The sequence below is a fragment of the Rubrimonas sp. genome, from assembly GCF_036788415.1.
Classification (GTDB): Bacteria; Pseudomonadota; Alphaproteobacteria; order Rhodobacterales; family Rhodobacteraceae; genus Rubrimonas.
Genome location: NZ_DAIQNN010000008.1, coordinates 44,741 through 67,046, shown reverse-complemented (window position 1 = coordinate 67,046; position 22,306 = coordinate 44,741). Strand labels below are relative to the sequence as shown.

General features: G+C 71.2%; 23 protein-coding genes. 16 read left to right on the top strand and 7 right to left on the bottom strand.

Going from position 1 to position 22,306, the window contains the following annotated elements; translation table 11 throughout:
- Positions 1-57: 57 nt before the first annotated feature.
- The 8 genes from V7Q31_RS03990 to V7Q31_RS03955 all read left to right on the top strand — a co-directional run bounded on the left by V7Q31_RS03990 (position 58) and on the right by V7Q31_RS03955 (position 9,264).
- A complete protein-coding gene (locus V7Q31_RS03990) occupies positions 58-1,641 on the top strand; it encodes a 2-isopropylmalate synthase (protein ID WP_333832381.1) in 1,584 nt (527 codons plus the stop codon).
- 192 nt (positions 1,642-1,833) lie between these two features.
- Entirely contained in the window at positions 1,834-2,874 is a 1,041-nt protein-coding gene (locus V7Q31_RS03985; protein ID WP_333832380.1) for a rod shape-determining protein, read from the top strand.
- Between the two features lie 62 nt (positions 2,875-2,936).
- Positions 2,937-3,833: a rod shape-determining protein MreC gene (gene mreC, locus V7Q31_RS03980; RefSeq protein ID WP_333832379.1), complete on the top strand. Its 897-nt coding sequence runs from the start codon at positions 2,937-2,939 to the stop codon at positions 3,831-3,833.
- On the top strand, positions 3,830-4,384 hold the full coding sequence (locus V7Q31_RS03975) for a hypothetical protein (RefSeq protein WP_333832378.1): 555 nt from the start codon (positions 3,830-3,832) through the stop codon (positions 4,382-4,384). The genes mreC and V7Q31_RS03975 overlap by 4 nt, the downstream gene beginning before the upstream one ends.
- 10 nt (positions 4,385-4,394) lie before the next feature.
- A complete protein-coding gene (mrdA, locus tag V7Q31_RS03970; protein WP_333832377.1) occupies positions 4,395-6,344 on the top strand; it encodes a penicillin-binding protein 2 in 1,950 nt (649 codons plus the stop codon).
- A gap of 29 nt (positions 6,345-6,373) precedes the next feature.
- The gene (gene rodA / locus V7Q31_RS03965) at positions 6,374-7,480 is read left to right on the top strand and encodes a rod shape-determining protein RodA (protein WP_333832393.1); all 1,107 of its coding nucleotides are present in this window, start codon (positions 6,374-6,376) and stop codon (positions 7,478-7,480) included.
- Positions 7,481-7,522: 42 nt separating this feature from the next.
- Entirely contained in the window at positions 7,523-8,467 is a 945-nt protein-coding gene (locus tag V7Q31_RS03960) for an NAD(P)-dependent oxidoreductase (protein WP_333832376.1), read from the top strand.
- 41 nt (positions 8,468-8,508) lie between these two features.
- Positions 8,509-9,264 (top strand): DUF502 domain-containing protein, encoded by a 756-nt coding sequence (locus V7Q31_RS03955; RefSeq protein WP_333832375.1) that lies wholly within the window; start codon positions 8,509-8,511, stop codon positions 9,262-9,264.
- A gap of 19 nt (positions 9,265-9,283) precedes the next feature.
- On the opposite strand, the gene V7Q31_RS03950 is transcribed toward V7Q31_RS03955, so the two are convergent.
- A complete protein-coding gene (locus V7Q31_RS03950) occupies positions 9,284-11,092 on the bottom strand; it encodes an extracellular solute-binding protein (RefSeq protein WP_333832374.1) in 1,809 nt (602 codons plus the stop codon).
- A gap of 243 nt (positions 11,093-11,335) precedes the next feature.
- Complete coding sequence (locus V7Q31_RS03945) at positions 11,336-11,950, bottom strand: chloramphenicol acetyltransferase (RefSeq protein ID WP_333832373.1); 615 nt, start codon at positions 11,948-11,950, stop codon at positions 11,336-11,338.
- A 105-nt stretch (positions 11,951-12,055) separates the two neighbouring features.
- On the opposite strand from V7Q31_RS03945, the gene V7Q31_RS03940 reads away from it, so the two are divergent.
- The 6 genes from V7Q31_RS03940 to V7Q31_RS03915 all read left to right on the top strand — a co-directional run bounded on the left by V7Q31_RS03940 (position 12,056) and on the right by V7Q31_RS03915 (position 16,205).
- On the top strand, positions 12,056-12,289 hold the full coding sequence (locus tag V7Q31_RS03940; protein WP_333832372.1) for a BolA family protein: 234 nt from the start codon (positions 12,056-12,058) through the stop codon (positions 12,287-12,289).
- Between the two features lie 54 nt (positions 12,290-12,343).
- A complete protein-coding gene (gene grxD, locus V7Q31_RS03935) occupies positions 12,344-12,721 on the top strand; it encodes a Grx4 family monothiol glutaredoxin (protein WP_333832371.1) in 378 nt (125 codons plus the stop codon).
- A 277-nt stretch (positions 12,722-12,998) separates the two neighbouring features.
- Positions 12,999-13,919, top strand: coding sequence for a hydrogen peroxide-inducible genes activator (locus V7Q31_RS03930; protein ID WP_333832370.1), 921 nt, complete (start codon positions 12,999-13,001; stop codon positions 13,917-13,919).
- Between the two features lie 70 nt (positions 13,920-13,989).
- Positions 13,990-15,282, top strand: a complete 1,293-nt coding sequence (locus V7Q31_RS03925; protein ID WP_333832369.1) for an adenylosuccinate synthase — start codon at positions 13,990-13,992, stop codon at positions 15,280-15,282.
- A gap of 39 nt (positions 15,283-15,321) precedes the next feature.
- Positions 15,322-15,549, top strand: coding sequence for a DUF2842 domain-containing protein (locus tag V7Q31_RS03920; protein WP_333832368.1), 228 nt, complete (start codon positions 15,322-15,324; stop codon positions 15,547-15,549).
- Positions 15,546-16,205, top strand: coding sequence for a thiamine diphosphokinase (locus V7Q31_RS03915; RefSeq protein WP_333832367.1), 660 nt, complete (start codon positions 15,546-15,548; stop codon positions 16,203-16,205). The genes V7Q31_RS03920 and V7Q31_RS03915 overlap by 4 nt, the downstream gene beginning before the upstream one ends.
- Here the strand turns inward: V7Q31_RS03915 and V7Q31_RS03910 are convergent.
- The 4 genes from V7Q31_RS03910 to V7Q31_RS03895 form a co-directional block, all read right to left on the bottom strand.
- Complete coding sequence (locus V7Q31_RS03910) at positions 16,172-17,143, bottom strand: DMT family transporter (protein WP_333832366.1); 972 nt, start codon at positions 17,141-17,143, stop codon at positions 16,172-16,174. The two genes, V7Q31_RS03915 and V7Q31_RS03910, sit on opposite strands and share 34 nt — an antisense overlap.
- A gap of 83 nt (positions 17,144-17,226) precedes the next feature.
- Complete coding sequence (locus V7Q31_RS03905; RefSeq protein ID WP_333832365.1) at positions 17,227-18,837, bottom strand: thiamine pyrophosphate-binding protein; 1,611 nt, start codon at positions 18,835-18,837, stop codon at positions 17,227-17,229.
- 150 nt (positions 18,838-18,987) lie between these two features.
- Positions 18,988-19,584, bottom strand: a complete 597-nt coding sequence (locus V7Q31_RS03900; RefSeq protein WP_333832364.1) for a hypothetical protein — start codon at positions 19,582-19,584, stop codon at positions 18,988-18,990.
- Positions 19,585-19,664: 80 nt separating this feature from the next.
- Positions 19,665-20,318 (bottom strand): J domain-containing protein, encoded by a 654-nt coding sequence (locus V7Q31_RS03895; protein ID WP_333832363.1) that lies wholly within the window; start codon positions 20,316-20,318, stop codon positions 19,665-19,667.
- 101 nt (positions 20,319-20,419) lie between these two features.
- Between V7Q31_RS03895 and V7Q31_RS03890 the strand changes: the two genes are divergently transcribed.
- Both V7Q31_RS03890 and V7Q31_RS03885 read left to right on the top strand, forming a co-directional pair.
- Entirely contained in the window at positions 20,420-20,689 is a 270-nt protein-coding gene (locus V7Q31_RS03890; RefSeq protein ID WP_333832362.1) for a BolA family protein, read from the top strand.
- A gap of 81 nt (positions 20,690-20,770) precedes the next feature.
- The gene (locus V7Q31_RS03885) at positions 20,771-21,121 is read left to right on the top strand and encodes an MliC family protein (protein ID WP_333832361.1); all 351 of its coding nucleotides are present in this window, start codon (positions 20,771-20,773) and stop codon (positions 21,119-21,121) included.
- A 12-nt stretch (positions 21,122-21,133) separates the two neighbouring features.
- Here the strand turns inward: V7Q31_RS03885 and V7Q31_RS03880 are convergent, their stop codons facing one another.
- A complete protein-coding gene (locus V7Q31_RS03880; RefSeq protein WP_333832360.1) occupies positions 21,134-22,018 on the bottom strand; it encodes a WYL domain-containing protein in 885 nt (294 codons plus the stop codon).
- Positions 22,019-22,306 lie beyond the last annotated feature (288 nt).

Sequence of the window (22,306 nt, the reverse complement as noted above, 5' to 3'; positions counted from 1 at the left end):
ATCGCCGGACCGGCCCAGCCAGAGGCGGGCGCTCCGGGACAGTCAAAGGCCGAAGCCATGACCGACGCAGTCACCTCCGAGGCGGCGCCCAAACGCGACCGCGTGCTGATCTTCGACACCACCCTGCGCGACGGCGAGCAGTCGCCCGGCGCCTCCATGACGCTCGACGAGAAGCTGCGCATCGCCCAGCTGCTCGAGGAGATGGGCGTCGACATCATCGAAGCCGGCTTTCCCATCGCCTCCGACGGCGATTTCGAGGCGGTGAAGACCATCGCCGAGGCCTGCCGCAAGGCGCGCATCTGCGGCCTCGCCCGCGCCTCGAAAAAGGACATCGACCGCGCCTGGGAGGCGCTGCAGGGCGCCGCCGCGCCGCGCATCCACACCTTCATCGGCACCTCGCCGCTGCATCGCGAGCACCAGCTCGCCATGAGCCCCGAACAGGTGCTGGCCAAGATCGACGAGACGGTGCGCCACGCCCGCGCGCTCTGCGACGACGTCCAATGGTCGCCCATGGACGCCACGCGCACCGAATTCGACTATCTCGTGGAGACCATAGACACGGCCATCGCCGCCGGCGCGCGCACCATCAACATCCCCGACACCGTCGGCTACACGGCCCCGGGCGAGAGCGCTTCGCTGATCAGGCGACTGCGCGAACGGTGCGCCGGGATCGAGGCGTGCGTGATCTCCACGCACTGCCACAACGATCTCGGCATGGCGACGGCGAACGCGCTGGCCGCCGTCGAGGCGGGCGCGCGGCAAGTGGAATGCACGATCAACGGGCTCGGCGAGCGGGCCGGCAACGCGGCGCTCGAGGAAGTGGTGATGGCGCTGAAGGTGCGCCGCGACATCATGCCCTTCGAGACCGGCGTCGACACGCGAAAGATCATGCAGGCCAGCCGGCTGGTGGCCGCCGTCTCGGGCTTTCCCGTGCAGTACAACAAGGCGATCGTCGGCAAGAACGCCTTCGCGCACGAATCCGGCATCCATCAGGACGGCGTGCTGAAGAACGCCGAGACTTTCGAGATCATGCGCCCCGAAGACGTCGGGCTGACCGAGTCGAACCTCGTGATGGGCAAGCATTCGGGCCGCCACGCGTTCCGCGAGAAGCTGCGCGATCTGGGCTACGAGCTCGGCGACAACGCCTTCGAGGACGCCTTCCTGCGCTTCAAGGCGCTGGCCGACCGCAAGAAGGAGGTGTTCGACGACGATCTGCGCGCGCTGGTCGACGACGCGACCACCTCGCAGGCGAACGACCGCATCCAGGTGAAGTTCCTGCGCGTGATCTGCGGCACCCAGGCGCCGCAATCGGCGGACCTGATTCTGGAGATCGACGGCGAGGAACGGCGCAACACCTCCGACGGCGACGGCCCGGTCGACGCCGCCTTCCGCGCGATCAAGGCGCTGGTCCCGCACGAGGCGGCGCTCAAGCTCTATCAGGTGCACGCCGTGACCGACGGCACCGACGCGCAGGCGACCGTCTCGGTGCGGCTCGAGGAGGGCGGCAAGATCGTCACCGGTCAGGCCGCCGACACCGACACCATCGTCGCCTCGACTCGCGCCTATGTGAACGCGCTCAACAAGCTGCTGGTGCGGCGCGAGAAATCCGCCCCCGCTTCGGAAATCTCGGCGGCGCAGTGACGCCGCGCGCGCCGGCGCGCAAGCGCCGGCGCTTGCGCCCGACCCGCGCCTCGGCCATCAGGCGTTAACCGAAATCACGTCTTGCTCGGGGGCGGCGCGCCGACCGGGATCGCTTTGCGGTTGCGACAGGCTGACGCTATAGAAGCAGACCAATGGAGCTCCGGCGCGAACCGGAGAGAGAGGCGAGCGCGGATGTTCAGCGGCATTCTCGGCATGTTCTCATCGGACATGGCGATCGACCTGGGGACGGCGAACACGCTCGTCTACGTCAAGGGCAAGGGGATCGTGCTCAACGAACCCTCGGTGGTCGCCTACCATGTCAAGGACGGCAAGAAGGACGTGCTGGCGGTCGGCGAGGAGGCCAAGCTGATGCTCGGCCGCACGCCCGGGTCTATCCAGGCGATCCGGCCGATGCGCGACGGGGTGATCGCCGATTTCGACGTCGCCGAAGCGATGATCAAGCATTTCATCAAGACCGTGCACAAGCGCGGCTCCTTCGCCGCGCCGCTGATCATCGTCTGCGTGCCCTACGGGGCCACGGCGGTGGAGGAGCGGGCGATCATGGAATCGGTGCTGGCGGCGGGGGCGCGCAAGGCGCTGCTGATCCCCGAGCCCATCGCCGCGGCCATCGGCGCGGGCATGCCCTTCGGCGACCCAACCGGCTCGATGGTCGTCGACATCGGCGGCGGCACGACGGAAGTCGCGGTGCTCAGCCTCGGCGACATCGTCTATGCGCGCTCGGTGCGGGTCGGCGGCGACAAGATGGACGAGGCGATCATCTCCTATCTGCGCCGCCAGCAGAACCTGCTGATCGGCGAATCGACCGCCGAGCGGGTGAAGAAGGAGATCGGCACGGCGCGGATGCCCGAGGACGGACGCGGGCTGGCGATGGAGATCCGCGGCCGCGATCTGCTCAACGGCGTGCCCAAGGAGATCGAGATCACGCAAGGCCAGATCGCCGAGGCGCTCGCGGAGCCCGTGCAGCAGATCGTCGAGGCGGTGATGGTGGCGCTCGAGGCGACGCCGCCCGATCTGGCCGCCGACATCGTGGATCGCGGCGTGATGCTGACGGGCGGCGGCGCGCTGCTCGGCTCGCTCGACGTGGCGCTGCGCGAGCAGACGGGACTCGCGGTCTCGGTCGCCGACGAGCCGCTGCACTGCGTCGCGCTGGGCACGGGCAAGGCGCTGGAGCACAAGACCGCGTTGCGGCATGTTCTGAAGGACAGCGTCTGACAATCTGAGAAAAAGGAGGTTCGCCCGGCTTGGCGAGGTTGCGGGAAGATGCTGGCGCGCAGATGGCCCGCGCGGTTCGGCGCATCGTTCTGGCCGGGCTCGCGCTGGTCGGCCTCGCGCTGTTCGCGCTCTGGCGGATCGACAATCCCCGCATCGAGCAGCTGCGCATGGCCAGCGCCGACGTCCTCGCGCCGGCGGTGGACGCGGTGGCGGCGCCGCTCGCCGACGCCGCGACGCTCGCCCGCGACTGGGAGCGGCTGAGCGCCGTGCACGCCCAGAACCGCGAATTGCGCCGCGAGATCCAGCGCCTGCGCGCTTGGCGCGACGCCGCGCAGGAGCTCGAACGCGAGAATGCGCGGCTGCGCGCCCTCAACAATGTTCGGCTGTCGCCCCGCATCGGCTTCGCCACCGGCGAGGTGATCGCCGACGCCGGCGGCCCGTTCGGCCAGAGCGCGCTCGTCAACATCGGCGGGCGCGACGGGGTGACGGACGGCGCGGCGGCGGTGGACGGCGCGGGGCTTGTCGGACGCGTCGTCGGCGTCGGCGAGGGCGTCGCGCGGGTGCTGCTGCTGAGCGACCCGAGCAGCCGGGTGCCGGTCAAGATCCTGCCGAGCGGCAGGCGGGCGGTTCTGGTCGGCGACGCCTCGCCGGCGCCGCGCCTCGCCTTCCTGGCCGCGACCGAGGACGTCTCGGTCGGCGACAAGGTGGTGACGTCGGGCGATGGCGGCGTGTTCCCGCCCGATCTCGACGTCGGGATCGTCGCCGCGATCGACGGTCGCGCGGCGCGGGTGCGGCTGTCGGCGGATTACGGCCTGCTCGAATTCGTGCGCGTGCTGCGTTGGCGGCCCGAAGCGCCGCTCGACGCGCCGAGCGCGCTGATCCTGCCGCAGGGCGCGGCCCCCTTCTCGCTCGACCCGGGCGCTTTGGCGGCTGAGCGGACGGAAGGGCCGCGACCATGACCGATCTCGCCAGCGCGCTCGCCCGCGCCGCGAGACTCGGGGCGCTGGCGGCGGTCGGCTTTGCAGCCATCGCGGTCGAGCTCGCGCCGATTCCCGCCGAGCCGGGAGCGATCCCGAACCCGGACCTGCTGCTCTGCGTGCTGGCGGCGGCGGCGCTGCGCGCGCCGGGCGCGACGCCGGCGCCGCTGGTCTTCGCGCTGGGCCTCGCGCGCGACCTGCTGGGCGCCGGCCCCATCGGCGCCGGCGCGCTCGGACTGACCCTCGCCGTCGAGGCGCTGCGTGTCGCTTCGGAGGCTCTGCGCCGTCGCAGCTTCGCCATGCGCTGGGCCGCGGCGGCGGGCGCTGCGGCGGCGTCGGCGGCGGTTCCGTGGCTGCTCTGCGCCGTGACGCTGGCGCCTAGCCCGGCCCTGGGCGATCTCGCGCTGCGCATCGCGGCGACGGCGGCGGTCTATCCGCTGGCGGCGCTCGCTATGCGCGCGGCGACGCCGCGCGCCCCGCGGCGCGGCGTCGACGCGGCGCGCGGACCCGCCTTCGCCCGCAGCGCGCTGTGAGGGCCCGCCGATGAAGCGTCTCGGCTTCTCCCGCCGCCGCAGCCGCGCCGAAGGCGCGCCGACGCTCTCGCGCCGCGCGCTCGTGATGTTCGGCGCGCAGACGCTCGTGATGGGCGCCCTGTTGTGGCGGATGCGCCAGCTCCAGATCGAGGAGGGCGCTCTCTACCGCATGCTCGCGGAGGAGAACCGCATCAACGTGCGCCTCCTGCCGCCCGCCCGCGGCGAGATCTTCGACCGCGCCGGCCGCCCGCTCGCCGTCAACCGCCAGAACCTGCGCGTCGTCGTGGTGCGCGAGCAGGCCGGCGACGTCGCGGCGACGCTCGAGCGGCTCGGCCAGATCGTCCCGCTGAGCGCGGGCGACCATGAGCGGGCGTTGCGCGAATTCGCCCAGAAAAGCCCCTTCGTGCCGGTGACGGTGGCCGAACATCTCGACTGGGGCCGCTTCGCGACCCTCAACGCCAACGCCCCCGCCCTGCCGGGCGTCTCGCCCGAAGTCGGCCTGACGCGCCACTACCCCGACGGTCCGGCCTTCTCCCATGTGATCGGCCATGTCGGGCGCGTCGCCGAGACCGACCTCACCGGCGACGACGCCGACAATCCCCTGCTCCAGATCCCCGACTTCCAGATCGGAAAGACCGGCGTGGAGAAGATCCTCGAGACCCGCCTGCGCGGCGTCGCGGGGGCGCAGCGCATCGAAGTCAACGCGGTGGGTCGGGTGATCCGCGAGATCGACCGGCGCGAGGGCCGCAGCGGCGAGGACCTGACCCTGACGCTCGACCGCGACCTCCAGCTCTACGCGATGGAGCGGATGGGCGCGGAAAGCGCGGCCTGCGTCGTGATGGACGCGGCGAACGGCGATCTGCTGTGCCTCGCTTCGGCGCCAGGCTTCGACCCCAACAAGTTCGTCGTCGGGATCGGTCGCGAGGACTGGGCCGCCCTGCTCGCCGACGACCACCGCCCGCTCGCCAACAAGACAGTATCCGGCCAGTATCCGCCGGGCTCGACCTTCAAGATGGTGGTGGCGCTGGCCGCGCTCGAGCGCGGCGTGATCGGCCCGCAGGAGACCGTTTTCTGCAATGGCGGCCTTCAGCTCGGCAATCGCCGCTTCCATTGCTGGAAGAGCGGCGGGCACGGCCATGTCGGCTGCCACGAAGCGATCGAGCAGTCCTGCGACGTCTATTTCTACGAGTCGGCCCGGCGGGTCGGCGTCGACGCCATCGCCCAGATGGCGCAGCGGCTGGGGATCGGGGTGCGGCACGACCTGCCGTTGACCGCGATCCGCGACGGTCTGACGCCGACGCGCGCCTGGAAGCAGACGACGCATGGCGAAAGCTGGCAGGTCGGCGACAGCTTCAACGCCGGGATCGGTCAGGGCTTCATGCTGGCGACGCCGCTGCAGCTCGCCGTGATGACCGCGCGGCTGGCGACGGGAAAGGCGGTCGCGCCGCAGCTGATCCGCGCAGCCGGAACCGGCGTCGAGCCGGTCGATCCGGCGCCGAGTCTCGGGTTGCGGGCCGGAGACCTCGCGCTGGTGCGCAACGCGATGCGGGCGGTGGTCAACGGCCGCCGCGGCACCGCGCGGCGCTCGCGCATCTACGACCCCGCAGGCGAGATGGCGGGCAAGACCGGCACCAGCCAGGTCCGCCGGATCACTCTGGCCGAACGCGCGCAAGGCGTGTTTCGCAACGAGGACCTGCCGTGGAACCGCCGCGACCACGCGCTGTTCGTGGCCTATGCGCCGGCGGAGGCGCCGCGCTATGCGATCTCGGTGGTGGTCGAGCATGGCGGCGGCGGTTCGGCGGCGGCGGCGCCGATCGCGCGCGACGTGATGATGCGCGCCCTGTTCGGCCCGACGCCGCCGCTCTCGGCGTATCCGCCGTCCGAGCGCGACGAGATCGAGCGCGCCCGCGCCGCAGCGCCCGCCGCCCAGACGCTCGGCGCGCCCGGAGACCGGGCGTGAGCGGCCGCGCGCAGGCGCCGGGGCGCGGCATGGCGCTCGCGGAGAAGCTGCTGCGCTTCAACTGGCCGATCGCGCTGCTGCTCGCGGCGGTCGCGGCCTTCGGCTTCCTGATGCTGTTCTCGGTCGCCGGCGGCTCGGCGGACCCTTGGGCCTCGCGCCAGATGGCGCGCTTCGGGATCGGTTTCGCCGGGCTGATGATCGTCGCGCTGATCGACATCCGCGTGTGGCGGGCGCTGACGCCGGCGATATATCTCGGCGCGCTCGTCCTGCTCGTCGCCGTCGAATTCGTCGGCGTGACGGGCATGGGGGCGCAGCGCTGGATCGACCTTCGGGTGATCCAGCTCCAGCCCTCCGAGGCGATGAAGATCGCGCTCGTCATGGCGCTGGCCGCATATTACGCATGGCTTCCGCCAGAGCGCGTCTCGCATCCGCTGTGGTTGATCCCGCCGCTCGTGCTGGCGCTGGTCCCGACGGCGCTCGTGCTGCGCCAGCCCGATCTCGGCACGGCGCTGCTGCTGCTGGCCGGGGCCGGGACGATGATGTTTCTCGCCGGCGTCCACTGGCTCTATTTCGCCGCCGCCGGCGCTGCGGGAGGCGGGCTCGTCTGGGCGGTGCTCGCCTCGCAGGGGACCGGCTGGCAACTGCTGAAGGACTACCAGTATCGCCGCATCTTCACTTTTCTCGACCCCTCCACCGACCCGCTCGGCGCCGGGTACCACATCACCCAGGCCAAGATCGCGCTCGGCTCGGGTGGACTGTCGGGGCGCGGCTTCATGGAGGGAACCCAGAGCCGGCTCAATTTCCTGCCCGAGAAGCACACCGACTTCATCTTCACGACGCTGGCCGAGGAGTTCGGATTCGTGGGCGCCGTCGCGCTGCTGGCGCTCTACTTCCTGATCGTGCTGTTCTGCATCCTGTCGGCGCTCGGCAATCGCGATCGCTTCGGCGCGCTGGTCGCCAGCGGGGTCGCCGCGACCTTCTTTTTCTTCTTCGCCGTCAACATGGCGATGGTGATGGGGCTGGCGCCGGTGGTCGGCGTGCCGCTGCCGCTCGTCTCCTATGGCGGAACCGCGATGCTTGTGTTGATGTTCGCCTTCGGGCTCGTCCAGAGCGCGCACATCCACCGACCCCGCTGAGACATTTCGCCCTGACGCATTCCCTCGCCGAGAGACCGCCCCATGCCCCCCGTCGTCATGCTCGCCGTCAAGCCGGCCATCGAGGCGCAATGGCGCGCGGCGCTGGCCGCCGCCTCCACTCGCGCCGGCCTGCCGATCGACCTGCGCCTGCCCGGCCAGGGCGACCCGGCGGATGTGCGCTACATGGTGTTCGGCGCGTCCGGCCCGGTGCGCGACTTCGCGCCCTACACTGGGCTGGCGGCGATCCTCAACATCTGGGCGGGCGTCGAGCAGGCTCTGGCGAACCCGACCCTGCCGCCCGACGTGCCGCTGTGCCGGATGGTCGAGCCAGGGCTGACCGAGGGCATGACCGACTATGTCGTCGCCCATGTGATGCGCCACCACATGGATCTCGACCGCCGCCTCGCCGGCCCTGAGACGCAATGGATGGACTGGTTCCCGCCGCTGTCGCGCAATCGCCGGGTCGGCGTTCTGGGTCTTGGCGTGCTCGGCGCCGACGCGGCCCATGCGCTCGCCGGGCTGCGCTTCGACGTCGCCGGCTGGAGCCGCCGCCCCCGCCGCATCGAGGGCGTCGCCTGCCATCACGGCGCCGAGGGGCTCGACGCGGTCCTGCGGCGGTCGGAGATCCTCGTCTGCCTGCTGCCGCGCACGGCGGCGACCGAGAATCTGCTGGACGCCGCGGCGCTCGCCAAGGCGCCGCGCGGCGCCGTGGTCATCAATGCGGGGCGGGGCGAACTGATCGACGACGCGGCGCTGCTGGCCGCGCTGGATTCGGGCGCGCTCGGCCATGCCACTCTGGACGTCTTCCGCACCGAGCCGCTGCCGCGCGACCACCCGTTCCGCGCCCATCCGCGCGTCACCGTCACACCGCATGTCGCGTCGGCGACCCGGCCCGAAACCGCCTCGGAAACGATCATTTCGCAAATCTCGCGGATGGAATCGGGCCAGCCGCCCGAGCATGTTGTTGACCGCGCGGTCGGCTACTAGATGATGCGGCGCGGGCGCTGGCCCGGACGGGAGACGATGACATGCCCCTCGGCGGCGACCCACTGCACCACGACGACGATCCGAGGCACCTCTCCTTCTGGGCGCGGTGGCGGCGGAACTTCCTCACGGGTCTGGTCGTCATCGCGCCGCTCTACCTAACGTTCTGGATCATCTCCTCCTTCGTGAACCTGATCGACGCCAAGGCGGCCAAGCTGATCCCGGCGGCGTGGAACCCGCAGGCCTATGTCGACATTCCCGGCATCGGTCTCGTCGTCTTCGTGGTGATCGCCGCGCTGATCGGGGCGCTGGCCAAGAACCTGATCGCGGCGCAGGCGATCCGCTGGGGAGAACAGATGCTCGACCGGCTGCCGGTGGTCCGCTCGATCTACAACGCGATCAAACAGATCGCCGAGACCGTGCTGGTGCAGTCGAAAAGCAGCTTCGAGAAGGCCTGCCTCGTCGAATATCCGCGCCGGGGGCTCTGGGTGATCGCCTTCATCGCGACGCGCACCCGCGGAGAAGTGCATCACCGCCTCGGCGGCGCCGACAAGCTGTGCCTGTTCATGCCGACCACGCCGAACCCGACGACCGGCTTTCTTTTCTTCGCCGCCCGCGAGGACGTGATCGAGCTCGACATGACCGTCGAGGAGGCGGCGAAGCTCGTGATCTCGGCAGGGCTCGTCTCGCCGCCGATGCGCGAGGGCGAGGTCGAGGCGCTCGTCGGCGCGCAGGCGGCCGCGCGCGCGATGGAGGCCGCCGCTCGACGCGCCGAGGCGAAGCCGGCGGCGGCGGAGTGACGCCTGATCCACCGCGCGGTCACTGGCCCGCGCTCCACCAGACATCCGGCGTCCAGCCCACCCAGTCGCCATAGAGCGGCAGCTTTTCCGGATGGCGCAGCCGCGCGTCATGGGCGATGCGGCTGACCGTCGAGTGCCAGAACGGGATGACATACACGCCGTGCGACAGCGCCCGGTCGAGCGCGCGCGCAGCCGCCACGAGGTCCTCGCTCCGCCGCGCCGAGAGCAGGGCGTCGATCGCGGCCTCCACGGCGGGGCTGTCGACGCCCATGTAATTGCGCGTGCCCGGCGTCTCTACGCCGTCCCGGCCCCAGTAGAAACGCTGTTCATTGCCGGGGCTGAGCGACATCGCCCATTGGTTGACGATCATGTCGAAATCATAGTCGTCGCGGCGGGCCTGATACTGCGCGCTGTCCACCGTGCGCACGGAAACCTCGATCCCGAGGCCGGCCAGCGCATCGCGGAACACGCCGGCCACCCGTTCGTCGGCCGAGGCGCCGAGCAGGATCTCGAATTGGAACGGCGCGCCGCGCGCGTCCACCAGAACGCCGTCGCGCACGGTCCAGCCCGCCGAATCGAGCAACCGCGCCGCGTCGCGCAGGGCGCGGCGATTGCGCAGATCCGCAGGGTCCGATTCAGGCGGCCGCCACTCCGCCCCGAGGGCGCCTTCGGGGAGGCTGTTGACGAAAGGCGCGAGGATCTCCAGTTCGCGCTCCGTCGCGGGGCCGGAATGGGCGAGCGGCGAGTTGTCGAAATAGCTCCGGATGCGCTGGTTGCCGCCGGCGAACATCGTGGCGTTGATCCATTCGAAGTTGAAGGCGAGCGTCAGCGCCCGGCGCACGCGGATGTCGGCGAAGATCGGGCGCCGCGTGTTGAAGACGAATCCGTACATGCCGGTCGGACGGGAATGGGGGATCTCGGCGCGGCGGATCTGGCCGTCCCGCGCGGCGGCGAAATCGTAGCCGTCGCGCCAGCGGGCCGGATCGCCTTCGCGCCAGAACGTCACGACCCCGGCCTTGAAAGCGTCGAAATGCGCCGTGGCGTCGCGAAAATATTCGATCCTGATCTCGTCGAGATTGTTGCGCCCCTGATTGAACGGCAGATGGCGCCCCCAATAGACCTCGTCGCGCGCCAGCGACAGCGTGCGCCCCGGATCGACTGCGGCGACCTTGTAAGGGCCCGACCCGATGATGGGCTCGAGCGTCGGCTCGGCGAAGTCGCGGCGCTCCCACTGGGCGCGTTTGAAGATCGGCGCGAGACCGAGGATCAGCGGCGCCTCGCGGTCGGCGCCGTCGAGATGGAAGCGGACCGTGCGCTGGCCCGTGCGCTCGACCTCCGTCACCTGCGCCCACACATTCCGGAAGCCGGGCCGGCCCTTTTCGGCGAGGATCTCCATCGACCAGACGACGTCGTCGACGGTGACCGGCGCGCCGTCGGAGAATCGCGCTTCGGGCCTCAGGGTGAACTCGACCCAGGCCCGGTTCAGCGGCGTCTCCACCGTCTCGGCGAGCAGGCCGTAGAGCGTGAAGGGTTCGTCCCAGTTGCGCCCCAGCAGCGATTCGACCGTGTGCGAGCGGATTTCGGCGGGCGCCCGCCCCTTGACGATGAACGGGTTGAGGCTGTCGAAGCCGCCCGCCACGCCGAACACGATCCGCCCGCCCTTTGGCGCTGAGGGATCGGCGTAGGGCAGATGCGCGAAGTCCGGCGGCAGCGCCGGCGGGCCGAACATCGCAATGCCGTGCTCGGGCGTCGCCGACGCCGCCCCCCCCCAGAGCAGCCCCGTCATCGCAACCGCCAAGAATCCCGCGATCCAGCCGCCCCTGCGCACGCCCAACCTCCCCCCGCACCTTCCGACGCGCCATCTGCGCAAAAAAACACTTGCGCCACAAGGCGGCATGGCGCATTGTTCACTCACTGCTCGATAGGTTTCTTGCCTGTATGAAACCTGCCTCAATCGACTTCGCGCCCCCTTGCGGGGCGCTTTTTTTTGGCGCGTTGCGGACCCGTGTTTCGCGTTCGAATTCAGCAGGGTGCGACTTGTTCCTCACGGCAGGCCTGAGGTGCGCCTCCCTCAGCCGCCATGCTTGTCCAGGAACGCCTCGGCCGAGAGGGCGCGGAAGTCCTCCAGCGCCGCGCGAAGGCGGTCGTGGTCCCAGTCCCACCAGGCGAGCGCGATCATGCGCTCGGCGACGGCTTCCGAGAAGCGCCGGCCGATCCTTCGCGCCGGAACGCCCGCGACGATCTCGTAGGGGGCGACTTCGCGCGTCGCCACCGCCTTGGCCGCGAGCACGGCCCCATGGCCGACGCGGACCTCCGGCATCACCATCGCGCCGTGGCCGATCCAGGTGTCGCAGCCGACATGCGCCCGTCGCGCGGCGCGGGCGGCGAAGAACGCCGCGTCGTCCTCGGCGTCGTCCCAGTAGGAAGCGGAGCGATAGAGGAAGTGGTGCAGCGAGGCGCGCCCCATCGGGTGGTCGGTCGCCCCGATGCGCGCGAAGCTGGCGATGTTGGAGAACTTGCCGACATCGGCGTTGGCGATGTCGGCGAAGCGATCGGTGTAGCTGTAGTCGCCGATGGCGCAGTCGAGCAGCCGGGTTCCCTCGGCGATTTCGACATAACGGCCGAGCGCGGCGTTGCGGAGGCTGGCCGAGGGATGGATCGTCGGCGCTTCGACCAGTCGCGTCATTGCAAGGCCCTTTCCGGCGCGCGCGCCGCGCAAGGCGCCGCTTGCGCGCCCCCTGCGCGCGTTCTAAGTCTTTAACTTACGAAACGCATCGGAAAAGGGCGCGCCATGGCGATGGAAGCGGCGGAAATCGAGCGGCTGATCCGGGAAGCCTATCCCGACGCCAAAGTCGAGATTCGCGACCTAGCCGGCGATGGCGACCATTACGCCGCGACGGTCGTCACCGAAGCCTTCCGCGGCCGCAACCGCGTGCAGCAGCACCAGATGATCTACGCCGCGCTCAAGGGGCGCATGGGCGGCGAACTGCACGCCCTCGCGCTCACCACCCGCGCACCGGACTGAACGACCCGATCGACGCCGGGGCTGCGCCCCGAGCCCCTCGCAATGGAGACGCAAATGGCCGAAGCCAACCCCGCACATGACCGCATCCGCGACGTGATCGGCGCCAACGACGTCGTCCTGTTCATGAAGGGCGACCGCGAGATGCCGCGCTGCGGCTTCTCCTCGCGCGTCGCGTCGATCCTCGGCTACATGGGCGTCGACTACAAGGATGTGGACGTCCTCAGCGACGAGGCGATCCGCGACGGCGTCAAGAGCTTCAGCGACTGGCCGACGATCCCGCAGCTCTACGTCAAGGGCGAGTTCGTGGGCGGCTGCGACATCGTCACCGAAATGACCCTGTCGAGCGAACTGGACAAGCTCTTCGCCGAGAAGGGCGTCGCCTTCGACGCGGCCGCCGCCGAGAAGATCCGGGAAGCCAACAAGGCGTCCTGATCGGCCCGAAAGCTCGGAAACGCCGGCGCGCGCCTTCGGGCGCGCGTTTCGCGTTTCCGGGAGGAGGTGGAGATCCGCGCGCCGCGTCAAGGGTGCGGGGGAGTGACGCGGCGCGCGGGCCGGCCGGGTCGCACGGAGGGTCGGGGGAGACCGTAAACCGTGCCGCGCCCGTTCGACGCCGGACGGCAAAAGCCGCCCTGTGGGCGGAAAGATAGGAGGCCGGGGCGATACGGGAACCGTCGTTGACAGGCGCGGAGCGATAGGATTTTCCTATCGCATGACCATGCCGCGCGTCAGCCTGCGCCAGTTCTGCTGTCTGATCGCCCTGGCCGAGGCGCGCTCCTTCCGCGCCGCCGCCGCGAGGCTCGGGATAAGCCAGCCGGCGCTCAGCGCCCAGATCAAGGGGCTCGAGGAGGCGCTTGGGCTGGCGCTGGTCGAGCGGCGCGCGCAGGGCGCGGAACTGACGCCGGTCGGACGCGAGGCGCTGGGGCGCATCCGCGCGGTGGTCGAGGGCGCGCGCGCGCTCGAAGATTTCGCCGCCGGCGCCCGCAAATCCCTGTCGGGCCGGTTGACGCTCGGCGTCAGCCCCACGATCGGCCCCTATCTGCTGCCGCATGTCGTGGCGCGGCTGCACCGCCGCCACCCGAACCTGCGGCTCGGCGTCCGCGAGGGAGCGCCGGCCGATCTCGAACGCGAACTGGCCGAGGGGGCGCATGACGCCATCCTCGCCCAGATGCCGGTGCGCGATCCGACGCTCGCCTGCGAGGAGCTGTTTCGCGAGCGGCTGCTGCTGCTCGTCGCCGCCGACCACCCCCTCGCCGCCGTCGGCGCCGTGGCCCCGGAGCAGCTCGCGGGGCTGGAGGTGCTGACCCTCGACCCGCGCTACCGGTTGCGCGAGCAAGTCGAGAGCGTCTGCGATGCGTTCGGCGCGAGGCTGTCGCGCGATTACGAGGGGTCGAGCCTCGACGCGCTGCGGGTGATGACCGGCATGAACGCGGGCGTCGCCTTCGCGCCAGAGCTCTATTGCCGCAGCGAGCTGCGCGTGGGCGGCGACGTGGTTGCGCTGCCTCTGCGCGGGCGGGCGCTGCACCGGCGGATCGGGCTGGCGTGGCGGCGCTCGCTGACCGAGGTTTCGGCGCTTCGGCTGCTCGCGGAGCTGGCGCGCGAGGCGTTCGCGGATCTGTCGGCGTCGCGCTGAGCGCCCCCGGCTTTTCGGGGCGACGCCGCTGCGCTATGGCGGGCGGGCAGATGGGCCGGGGAGAGCTTGCATGGCGAATGTCGCAGTGGTCGGCGCCCAGTGGGGCGACGAGGGCAAGGGCAAGATCGTCGACTGGCTCAGCGAGCGCGCCGACGTGATCGTGCGCTTTCAGGGCGGGCACAACGCCGGGCACACGCTGGTGATCGGGAACGTCACCTACAAGCTGTCGCTGCTGCCCTCGGGCATCGTGCGGCCCGGCAAGCTGAGCGTGATCGGCAACGGCGTCGTGCTCGACCCCTGGGCGCTCGTCGCCGAGATCGAGAAGCTCGCCGGGCAGGGCGTCGCCATCGGGCCGGAGAATCTCCTGATCGCCGAGAACGCGCCGCTGATCCTGCCGGTGCATCGCGACCTCGACCAGCTGCGCGAGGCGCAGGCGGGCAAGGCGAAGATCGGCACCACCGGGCGCGGCATCGGCCCGGCCTATGAGGACAAGGTGGGCCGCCGCGCGATCCGCGTGTCGGACTTGTTCGACGCCGAGACGCTGGAGACGCGGCTCGACCGGCTGCTCGCCCATCACGACCCGCTGCGCAAGGGGCTCGGCGAGGCGCCGATCGACCGCGCGGCGCTGCGCGCGGCGCTCGCCGAAATCGCTCCGGCGCTGAAGCCCTATGCGGCGCCTGTGTGGCGCGTGCTGGCGGAGGCGCGGCGCGAGGGCCGGCGCATCCTGTTCGAAGGGGCGCAGGGCGCGCTGCTCGACGTGGATTTCGGGACGTATCCTTACGTCACTTCCTCCAACACCATGGCGGGGATGGCGGCGGTGGGCGCAGGCGTGGGGCCGGACGCGGTCGGCTTCACGCTGGGCATCGTCAAGGCCTACACGACGCGGGTCGGCGAAGGCCCCTTCCCCACCGAGCTGCACGACGCGGTCGGCCAGCGCCTCGGCGAGCGCGGGCATGAGTTCGGCACGGTGACGGGGCGCAAGCGCCGCTGCGGCTGGTTCGACGCGGCGCTGGTGCGCCAGACCTGCAAGGTGAGCGGGATCAAGGGCATCGCGCTGACCAAGCTCGACGTGCTCGACGGCTTCGAGGCGCTGAAGATCTGCACCGGCTATCGGGTGGACGGCGAGACGCTCGACCATCTGCCGATGGCCGCCGCGCTCCAGGCCCGCTGCCAGCCGATCTACGAGACCCTGCCCGGCTGGTCTCAAAGCACCGCCGGCGCGCGGCGCTGGCTCGACCTGCCGGCCGAAGCGATCAAATACGTCAAACGCATCGAAGAGCTGATCGAGACGCCGGTGGCGCTGCTCTCCACCAGCCCCGAGCGCGACGACACCATCCTCGTGACCGACCCGTTCGCCGACTGAGCCGTTGCCGAACCCGCCCCGGAAGGCTAGCTCCGCTCCATGACCTATGACACGCGCAAGAAACTCGCCGCCCTCGTCCTGCTCGTCGGCCTGCCGGTCTATATCGGCGCGGCGTTGTGGCTGGTGAGCCTGTTCGAAAGGCCCTCGATCTGGGTCGAGCTGGCGATCTATGTCGGCCTCGGCGTCGTCTGGGCGTTTCCGCTGAAGCGACTGTTCCTCGGCGTCGGCAAGCCCGACCCTGACGCGCCCCCCGCTGGCGAGAAGTGACCGCGACGCTGCGCTTCGCCGGCGGCGTCACGCTCGCCGGCGGGGGGGCGCTAGACCGCGCGACGCTCGACCTCGCCCTCGCCCGCGCGCCGGACCTCGTCGCGGCGGATGGCGGCGCGAACCTGTTGCGGGACTGGGGGCTGACGCCCCGCGCGGTGATCGGCGACATGGACAGCGCGCGCGACCTCGACCATTGGCGCGGCGCGGGCGCGCAGGTGTTGCCGATCGCCGAGCAGGACAGCACCGATCTTGAGAAATGCCTCGAGGTCACCGAAGCCTCGTTCTGGCTCGGCGTGGGGTTTCTCGGCCGTCGCTTCGATCACACGCTGGCGGCCCTGCACGCGCTGATGCGTTTTCCCGAGAAGCGCATCGCGCTGATCGGGGACGAGGACGCGATCTTCCTCGCCCCGTGCGACTGGCGGGCGCGCCTCGCCCCCGGCGCCCGCGTGTCGTTCTATCCGCTCGCGCCGACAGTGGCGCTCAGTTCCGAAGGGCTCGAATGGCCGCTGGAGCGGCTGGCGCTGGCGGCGGGGTCCCGGATCGGCACGTCGAACCGCGCCAACGCCGCTGAGGTGGCGGCGCGCTTCGACGCCCGTCATGTCGCGGCGATGGTGGAGCGGCGCTATCTCGACGCGGTGCTCGACAGCCTCGCCTGAGCGCGGGCGCGCTTTTCGGCGAGGCGCTCGCGGTGGACGATCACCAGCCCCGAGCCGGTGATGATCGCGATCCCGACCCAGGTCAAAGCGTCCGGAAAATCGCCGAAGATCAGGAAGCCGAGCGCCGTCGCCGACAGGATCTCCAGATACTGGAACGGCGCGAGCACCGAGGCCGGCGCCCGCGCGAAGGCCGCCACGATCGCCAGATGCGAGACCGTCGCGCAGGCGCCGACGCCGAACAGGAGCAGGAGCGTCGCGTCGGAGACCGGGGCGAGGCGGAAGGTCGCCGAGCCTGCGAGCCCGCCTGCGGCGATGGCGGCCCCGACGGTGAGCGCGCCGAAGAGGCCGGCCCAGAACTGGATGCTGATCGGGTCCGAACGTTGCGCGGCGCGGCGGGTGAGGATCAGGTAAAGCGCGAAGCAGAAGGCCGCCCCTACGGGCGCTGCGGCGAGCCAGCCGAAATCCTGGAATTTCGGCTGGATGATCAGCAGCGCGCCGCCGAAGCCGACAAGGCAAGCCGCATAGCGCCGCCAGCCGACCTGCTCGCGCAGGATCAGCGCCGAGAGCAAGGTCAGGATCATCGGCTCGACGAAGAAGATCGCGATGGCGTCGGCGACCGCCATGCGGGTGAGCGCGGTGAAGAACAGGACGGTCGCCACGCCCATCAGCGCGCCGCGCGCCGCGTGCAGGCCGAGTTCGGAGGCGGAGGGGAGCAGGAGGCGACGGCCGAGCAGCATCAGCGGCGCGAGCAGGACAGCCTGCACGACGAAACGCGCGAGCCCGATCTGCGGCGGCGTCGCCTCGGCGGTGGCGAGCTTGGCGAGGGCGTCGATGCCCGGCGCCGCGAGCATCGCGGCCGTCATCAGCGCCATGCCGGCGCCGACGCGGTCAGGGGCCGGGATCCAGATCGGGCCTTGCGAGGCGGCGGGCTTGGGCATTGCGGGCTCCGGCGTCGCCCGAGGCGGGCGGCGCGCGATCATGCCCCGATGCGCCGTTCGGGGCCAGACGCCGCCCGCGCGGCTCAGAACGCGCCTTCGTACTGCGCGCCGTCGATCTCGCAGGCGAGCAGCGTGAAGCGGTCGCGCCTCGCGCGGGCGGCCCCGATCGCCTCGGTCAGCGCGGCGGCGGAGCGCACCCACGTCCCCTCCCCGCCAATGGCGCGCGCGAGCGCCGGCCAGTCGGTTCCGCCGAAACTCACGCCGCGATCCGGATGGCCCGAAGCGCGCTGCTTCAGCGCGATCAGCGCGAGGCTGCGGTCGGCCAGCACCAACGCGATCACCGGCGCGCCCAGGTCGCGCAGCGAGGCGAACTCGCCGAGGACCATCTCGGCCCCGCCGTCGCCCATCACCGCCAGAACAGGGACGTCCGGCGCCGCCGCGGCGTGGCCGATGGCGAGCGGCAGCGCCGCGCCCATCGTGCAGAAGCCCGAGCTTTGCAGCAGCCGCCGCGGGGCCGGGCAGCGCCACATCTGGCTGAACAGGATGCGGTGCGCCCCGCTGTCCACCGTCGCCACAGTCTCGGGCGGAAGCGCCGCGCGCGCCGCGGCGAAGGCCGCGTGCGGTCCCCATTCCGCCGGCGGCGCGAAGGCCGCGTCGAGCGCCGCGCGCGCCGCCGCCGGCGCGCCGCAGGGCCAGGTCGGGCGCGCCGGCGCGACGCCGTCGCTCAGCGCGCGCAGCCCCGCCGCCACGTCGCCGACGAAGCTGACCGACGCGCCGTGAACTCCGTGGCGCGCCGGCGCATGGTCGAGCGCGACGCAGCGCTCGGGCGACCAGGGATCGATCCAGCCCGCGCGCATCTCGACCGGGTCGTAGCCGAGCGTCAGCACCAGATCGGCGCGGTCGAGCAGATGGCGCACGATGGCGTCCGATTTCGGCGACAGGCCATGCCCGCCGAGGCAGAGCGGGTCGGCCTCGTCGATCAGCCCCTTGGCCTTGTAAGTGGTCAGCAGCGGCATGCCGAAGCGCGCGCAGACCTCCCGCGCCAGCGGCCCGGCCCGATGCGCCACCGCGCCGACGCCCGCGAGCATCACCGGCCGCTCCGCCCGCGCCAGCGCCGCGCGCGCCGCCTCCAGCTGCGGCCCCGGCGCGGGCGCAGCAGGGGCCGTCGGTGCGAGCAGCGCGCGGCGCGGCGGCGGCTGGTCGCGCGTGGCCAGCCCGACGGGGATGTCGATGTGCACAGGGCCTTGCGGGTCGCCGAGCGCCAGCCGCACCGCCTTGTCGGCGATCAGATCGACCGCGCCGTCGGTCAGCCGGAAGCTCGCCTTGCAGACCGGGCGCATGAGGGCTGTCTGATCGATCACCTGATGGGTGTAGCGCTCGGCCTCGGCCGCCTCGACGCAACCCGACAGGATGAGCAGCGGAACCTGATCCTGCAGCGCGTTCGCCGCCGCATTCACCGCATTGGCGAGGCCGGGCCCGAGCGTCGCGAGCAGCACGCCGGGCGCGCCGGTCGCATGCCAGGCCCCTTCCGCCATGAAGCCCGCCGCGGTCTCGTGGCGGGCGAGGCGGAACGCGATCCCGGCGCGGTCGAGCGCGTCGAGCATCGCCAGCACTTCGCCCCCGGGCAACCCGAAGGCGAAACGGCAGCCCGCGGCGGCGAGGCGGGCGGCGACGAGATCGACGGCGCGGGGCATGGGGGGCTCCGTGAAGCGAGACGGCGCCGATCCGCCGCGCGCCGGAGGCTAGAGCGGAAGTCGACCTGAGAGAAGCAGGTAACGAGGATGGGACCGTTGTTCTGAAAGGGAAATTCTGGTGAATTGATCCCTGCAGGTCGGTTTGCGCGCCTAGAATCGCCGCCGCAGACCGAGCGCCAGCGCGTTGGACCCGCCATCGTCGCCGAACAGGCCGTAGGCGTTGGAGCGGTGATGGACCCGCCCGATCACCTCCCAGTCCGATCCGGGGCGGCCCAGCGCGAGTTCGATCATCCAGTAGGCCATCGTCTGCGAGCTGTCGCCCTCATTGGCGACTTCGAGCTCGGGCGTCTCGCTCGCGACCGAGAGGCCCAGACCGAAGGCCGCCGAAGTCGCCACGGTCTCGTCCCACGGGAATCGCGACCAGCGGGCGGTCAGGATCGGCGCGTTGACCTCCCAGTGGCTCTGCGATCCGAAATGCTTCGCGATCTGGCCCTCGATCTCGAAGGACAGCCCCTCCACCGGCTCCGCGATGCGCCGCGACAGCGCGACGCCCACGAGCCCCGCATCCTCGAAATCGATGTCGTGCGGGGCGAGGAACAGGTCTTCCCAGTTCTCGTCGGTCATCCACGCGCCGAAAGCTGCGACGGCGTTGCGGGGCGGCTCTGCTTGCGTCGCGCGCGCATTCGCGGCGAAGGCGCATAGACATATCGCCGCGGCGCAGGCGGCGCGTGCGAGCAGGCTGATCATGTTCCGGCGTCTCCTCGGGACCAAGCGCCGCACCCCTTCGCGAGATCGGGCGTCGGCGGCGGCGCGTCAAGCCGCCGGCGTCATTTCGGGAAGAGCCGCGACGCCTTGATCTGCTCCCACGCCCAGAGCACCCGGCGCAGCCGCCCCTCCTCGCGCCGGTCGCCGCCGTTCATGTCGGGGTGCAGATCCTTGACGAGGACGCGGTAGCGCTGGCGGATCTCGTCGCGCGTCTCGGTCTCGGCGGCGCCGAGGATTTCGAGCGCGTTGCGGACGTTCTTGGGCACGCTGCGGCGCGGACGCGGCGCATCGCGGCTGCGCCCGGGGTTGAGGGTGCCCATCTCGCCCAGCACGTCCGCCGGATCGGAGAAGCCGAAGCGCTCCCAGGCCCGGCCCTCGGCATGGGCGTGGCTGGTCGCGCGTTCGCCGAGCCGCCAGGTCGGGCGCTCCCAGGTCGCGGCGGCGCGCTGGCGGGCCTCGATCTCCTCGACGCTGTGCTCGGCGAAGAAATCCCACGACTTGTTGTAGTCGCGAATGTGGTCGAGGCAGAACCAGCGATAGCGGTTCAGGTCCGTCGGCGCATAGGGCGCGCGGTAGAGACCCGAGCGGTCGCAGCCGGGATGGTCGCAGAGCCGCTCCGCGCCCTCGACGGCGCCCGTCATGCCGCGACGCCGCGCGCGACGCGCCTTGTCGGCGGTGACGCTGACGTCGTAGTCGAAAGGCGGGCGCGGCGGCATCGACGCTTGTCTCCGGGAGATGTCGGCGACAGTCTAGCGCCGGCGCGCGTCAGGCCAAGCGCGCGGGTCGATGGACGGGGCGCGGGAAGCGAGAGGGCGGAATGGCTGTTGCGGATGTGATGCGCGAGAAGCTTGCGGCGGCCTTCGCGCCGGTGGAGCTCGACGTGCGCGACGACAGCGAGAAGCATCGCGGTCATGGCGGCTGGCGCGAGGGCGGCGAGACGCATTTCCACGTGCGGATCGTCTCGCCCGCCTTCGACGGGATGAGCCGGGTGGCGCGCAGCCGCGCCGTGCATGCGGCGCTCAAGGCCGAACTCGACGGCGGCGTCCACGCGCTGGGCCTCGATCTGCGCGGCGCCTCGGAGGTCTGAGCGCCCCGCCTTGAACGCGCCACCTTCTCGGCGCACGAGACGGCGAGGGCGCGCAGCGCCGAAACCTGCGAGGATCGTTCGATGTTCAGACTTCTCTGCGCGGCGGCGGTTTTGGCCCCCGGCCTCGCGCTCGCCCAGCCCGTCCAGCAGGCGATCAGCGCCACCTATCTGTGCGACGGCGGCAAGGTGCTGCAGCTGGCCTTCGTCAATCTCGGCGACATGTCGGCTGCGGTGGTGAACTGGGGCGGCGAACTGGTGGCGCTGCGCAACGTGCCGGGCGCCTCGGGCGTGTTCTACGCCGATTTCGACGAGCAGCGCGGCTTCCGCTGGCGCGGCAAGGGCGACGAGGGCTTCTTCGCCCATCTCGAACCCGACGACAGCGCGACCGAGGAAGTGCTGCTCGACGGCTGCAAGGCGGTCGCGGCGCGCTGACGCCGCGCGCCCTCACTGCGGCGCGATGGCGAGGTTCTCCACGCCGTAGAGCGTCGGCGTGTTGCGCAGCCAGAGCTGGTGGCGGTCGGGCGACAGCCGATGGTCCGGCGTCGCGTCGACCCCCCAATGCAGCAGCGCGTAACCCACGAGGGCCGCGCGCATCCGCACGATGCGCGCCCCGCCCTCCATCGCCAGATCCCGCGCGACCGCATCGGGCCGCGCGAGACCGGGATGCGGCGCGAGTTCGAGATCCACGATGCGCGCCCATTGCGCGTCGTCCTCGCGCCCCTCGCCGGGGGCGGGGCCCTCGTCGCGCAGCCGCGCCTCGGCGATTCGCGTCAGCACGAAGTCGAGAAACCGTCCGCGCCTGCGGTCGAAGCCGCGCGCGTGCCAGCGCAGCCCCGTGTCGACCAGCGCGAAGGGAAGGACGACGCGCCGCCCCGGCCCCGAACTGAGCGAGACATAGTCGATTTCCAGCGCGCGCGATTCCGCGATGGCGCGGCTGACCGCGGCGATGATCTCGATGCGCGGATGGCTGAGGCGCAGGGGCCGCTCGGTGCGCACATGCGGGCCGATCTCGCCGGCGGCGTCGTCGCCGAGCCCGTCGGCGATGGCGGTCAGCGTGCGCTCCGGCGGATGCTCGAACAGCGGGCGGAACGCTTCGGCGCAGCGATAGAGGCGCGCGGCGCCGTCGAAGCGCAGATTGTCGGGCGCGAGCCGGCGATAGAGGGCGAGGTCGCGCGTCGCCGCCGCCTCCCGGACCCCGAAGCGGCGGATCAGGTCGCCGCGCGAGACGGCGCCCAGAAACCAGGCGCGGAAATCGATGTGGAACAGCCGCTCCCGCTGCGCCTGTCCGACCTCGTCGAGCGCCGCTGCGCCTCGCCCCTCCTGCGCCATGATGAGTCGCCGCCTCAGACAAATCCGCCAACCGCCTGATGTCGGGCGGTGTTCGCATCATGTCCCAAAACGGAACCTCGTCAAGATGATTTCGACTCATTGACTCGATCAAAATGATCGTTGATTAGACTTCTATTGATGCGTGCCGTATTGCAAGTGTGCGTGAGGCCAGAGCCGCCACCCCCCACAGGTCGGCGACCGCGTTGAGTGCGGCCTCGTTTCGTGAGACCCAGACTTCGGTCGGGCGGCGCCTGCGCGCGTCGCCCGCCAATTCCGGAGAGCCCGCCG

What these genes read in the sequence shown, in the direction of transcription:
- V7Q31_RS03990 (WP_333832381.1), top strand. Translation starts at nt 58, where the DNA reads ATGACCGACGCAGTCACCTCCGAGGCGGCGCCCAAACGCGACCGCGTG.
- V7Q31_RS03985 (WP_333832380.1), top strand. Translation starts at nt 1,834, where the DNA reads ATGTTCAGCGGCATTCTCGGCATGTTCTCATCGGACATGGCGATCGAC.
- mreC (WP_333832379.1), top strand. Translation starts at nt 2,937, where the DNA reads ATGGCCCGCGCGGTTCGGCGCATCGTTCTGGCCGGGCTCGCGCTGGTC.
- V7Q31_RS03975 (WP_333832378.1), top strand. Translation starts at nt 3,830, where the DNA reads ATGACCGATCTCGCCAGCGCGCTCGCCCGCGCCGCGAGACTCGGGGCG.
- mrdA (WP_333832377.1), top strand. Translation starts at nt 4,395, where the DNA reads ATGAAGCGTCTCGGCTTCTCCCGCCGCCGCAGCCGCGCCGAAGGCGCG.
- rodA (WP_333832393.1), top strand. Translation starts at nt 6,374, where the DNA reads ATGGCGCTCGCGGAGAAGCTGCTGCGCTTCAACTGGCCGATCGCGCTG.
- V7Q31_RS03960 (WP_333832376.1), top strand. Translation starts at nt 7,523, where the DNA reads ATGCCCCCCGTCGTCATGCTCGCCGTCAAGCCGGCCATCGAGGCGCAA.
- V7Q31_RS03955 (WP_333832375.1), top strand. Translation starts at nt 8,509, where the DNA reads ATGCCCCTCGGCGGCGACCCACTGCACCACGACGACGATCCGAGGCAC.
- V7Q31_RS03945 (WP_333832373.1), bottom strand. Translation starts at nt 11,950, where the DNA reads ATGACGCGACTGGTCGAAGCGCCGACGATCCATCCCTCGGCCAGCCTC.
- V7Q31_RS03940 (WP_333832372.1), top strand. Translation starts at nt 12,056, where the DNA reads ATGGCGATGGAAGCGGCGGAAATCGAGCGGCTGATCCGGGAAGCCTAT.
- grxD (WP_333832371.1), top strand. Translation starts at nt 12,344, where the DNA reads ATGGCCGAAGCCAACCCCGCACATGACCGCATCCGCGACGTGATCGGC.
- V7Q31_RS03930 (WP_333832370.1), top strand. Translation starts at nt 12,999, where the DNA reads ATGACCATGCCGCGCGTCAGCCTGCGCCAGTTCTGCTGTCTGATCGCC.
- V7Q31_RS03925 (WP_333832369.1), top strand. Translation starts at nt 13,990, where the DNA reads ATGGCGAATGTCGCAGTGGTCGGCGCCCAGTGGGGCGACGAGGGCAAG.
- V7Q31_RS03920 (WP_333832368.1), top strand. Translation starts at nt 15,322, where the DNA reads ATGACCTATGACACGCGCAAGAAACTCGCCGCCCTCGTCCTGCTCGTC.
- V7Q31_RS03910 (WP_333832366.1), bottom strand. Translation starts at nt 17,143, where the DNA reads ATGCCCAAGCCCGCCGCCTCGCAAGGCCCGATCTGGATCCCGGCCCCT.
- V7Q31_RS03905 (WP_333832365.1), bottom strand. Translation starts at nt 18,837, where the DNA reads ATGCCCCGCGCCGTCGATCTCGTCGCCGCCCGCCTCGCCGCCGCGGGC.
- V7Q31_RS03900 (WP_333832364.1), bottom strand. Translation starts at nt 19,584, where the DNA reads ATGATCAGCCTGCTCGCACGCGCCGCCTGCGCCGCGGCGATATGTCTA.
- V7Q31_RS03895 (WP_333832363.1), bottom strand. Translation starts at nt 20,318, where the DNA reads ATGCCGCCGCGCCCGCCTTTCGACTACGACGTCAGCGTCACCGCCGAC.
- V7Q31_RS03890 (WP_333832362.1), top strand. Translation starts at nt 20,420, where the DNA reads ATGGCTGTTGCGGATGTGATGCGCGAGAAGCTTGCGGCGGCCTTCGCG.
- V7Q31_RS03885 (WP_333832361.1), top strand. Translation starts at nt 20,771, where the DNA reads ATGTTCAGACTTCTCTGCGCGGCGGCGGTTTTGGCCCCCGGCCTCGCG.
- V7Q31_RS03880 (WP_333832360.1), bottom strand. Translation starts at nt 22,018, where the DNA reads ATGGCGCAGGAGGGGCGAGGCGCAGCGGCGCTCGACGAGGTCGGACAG.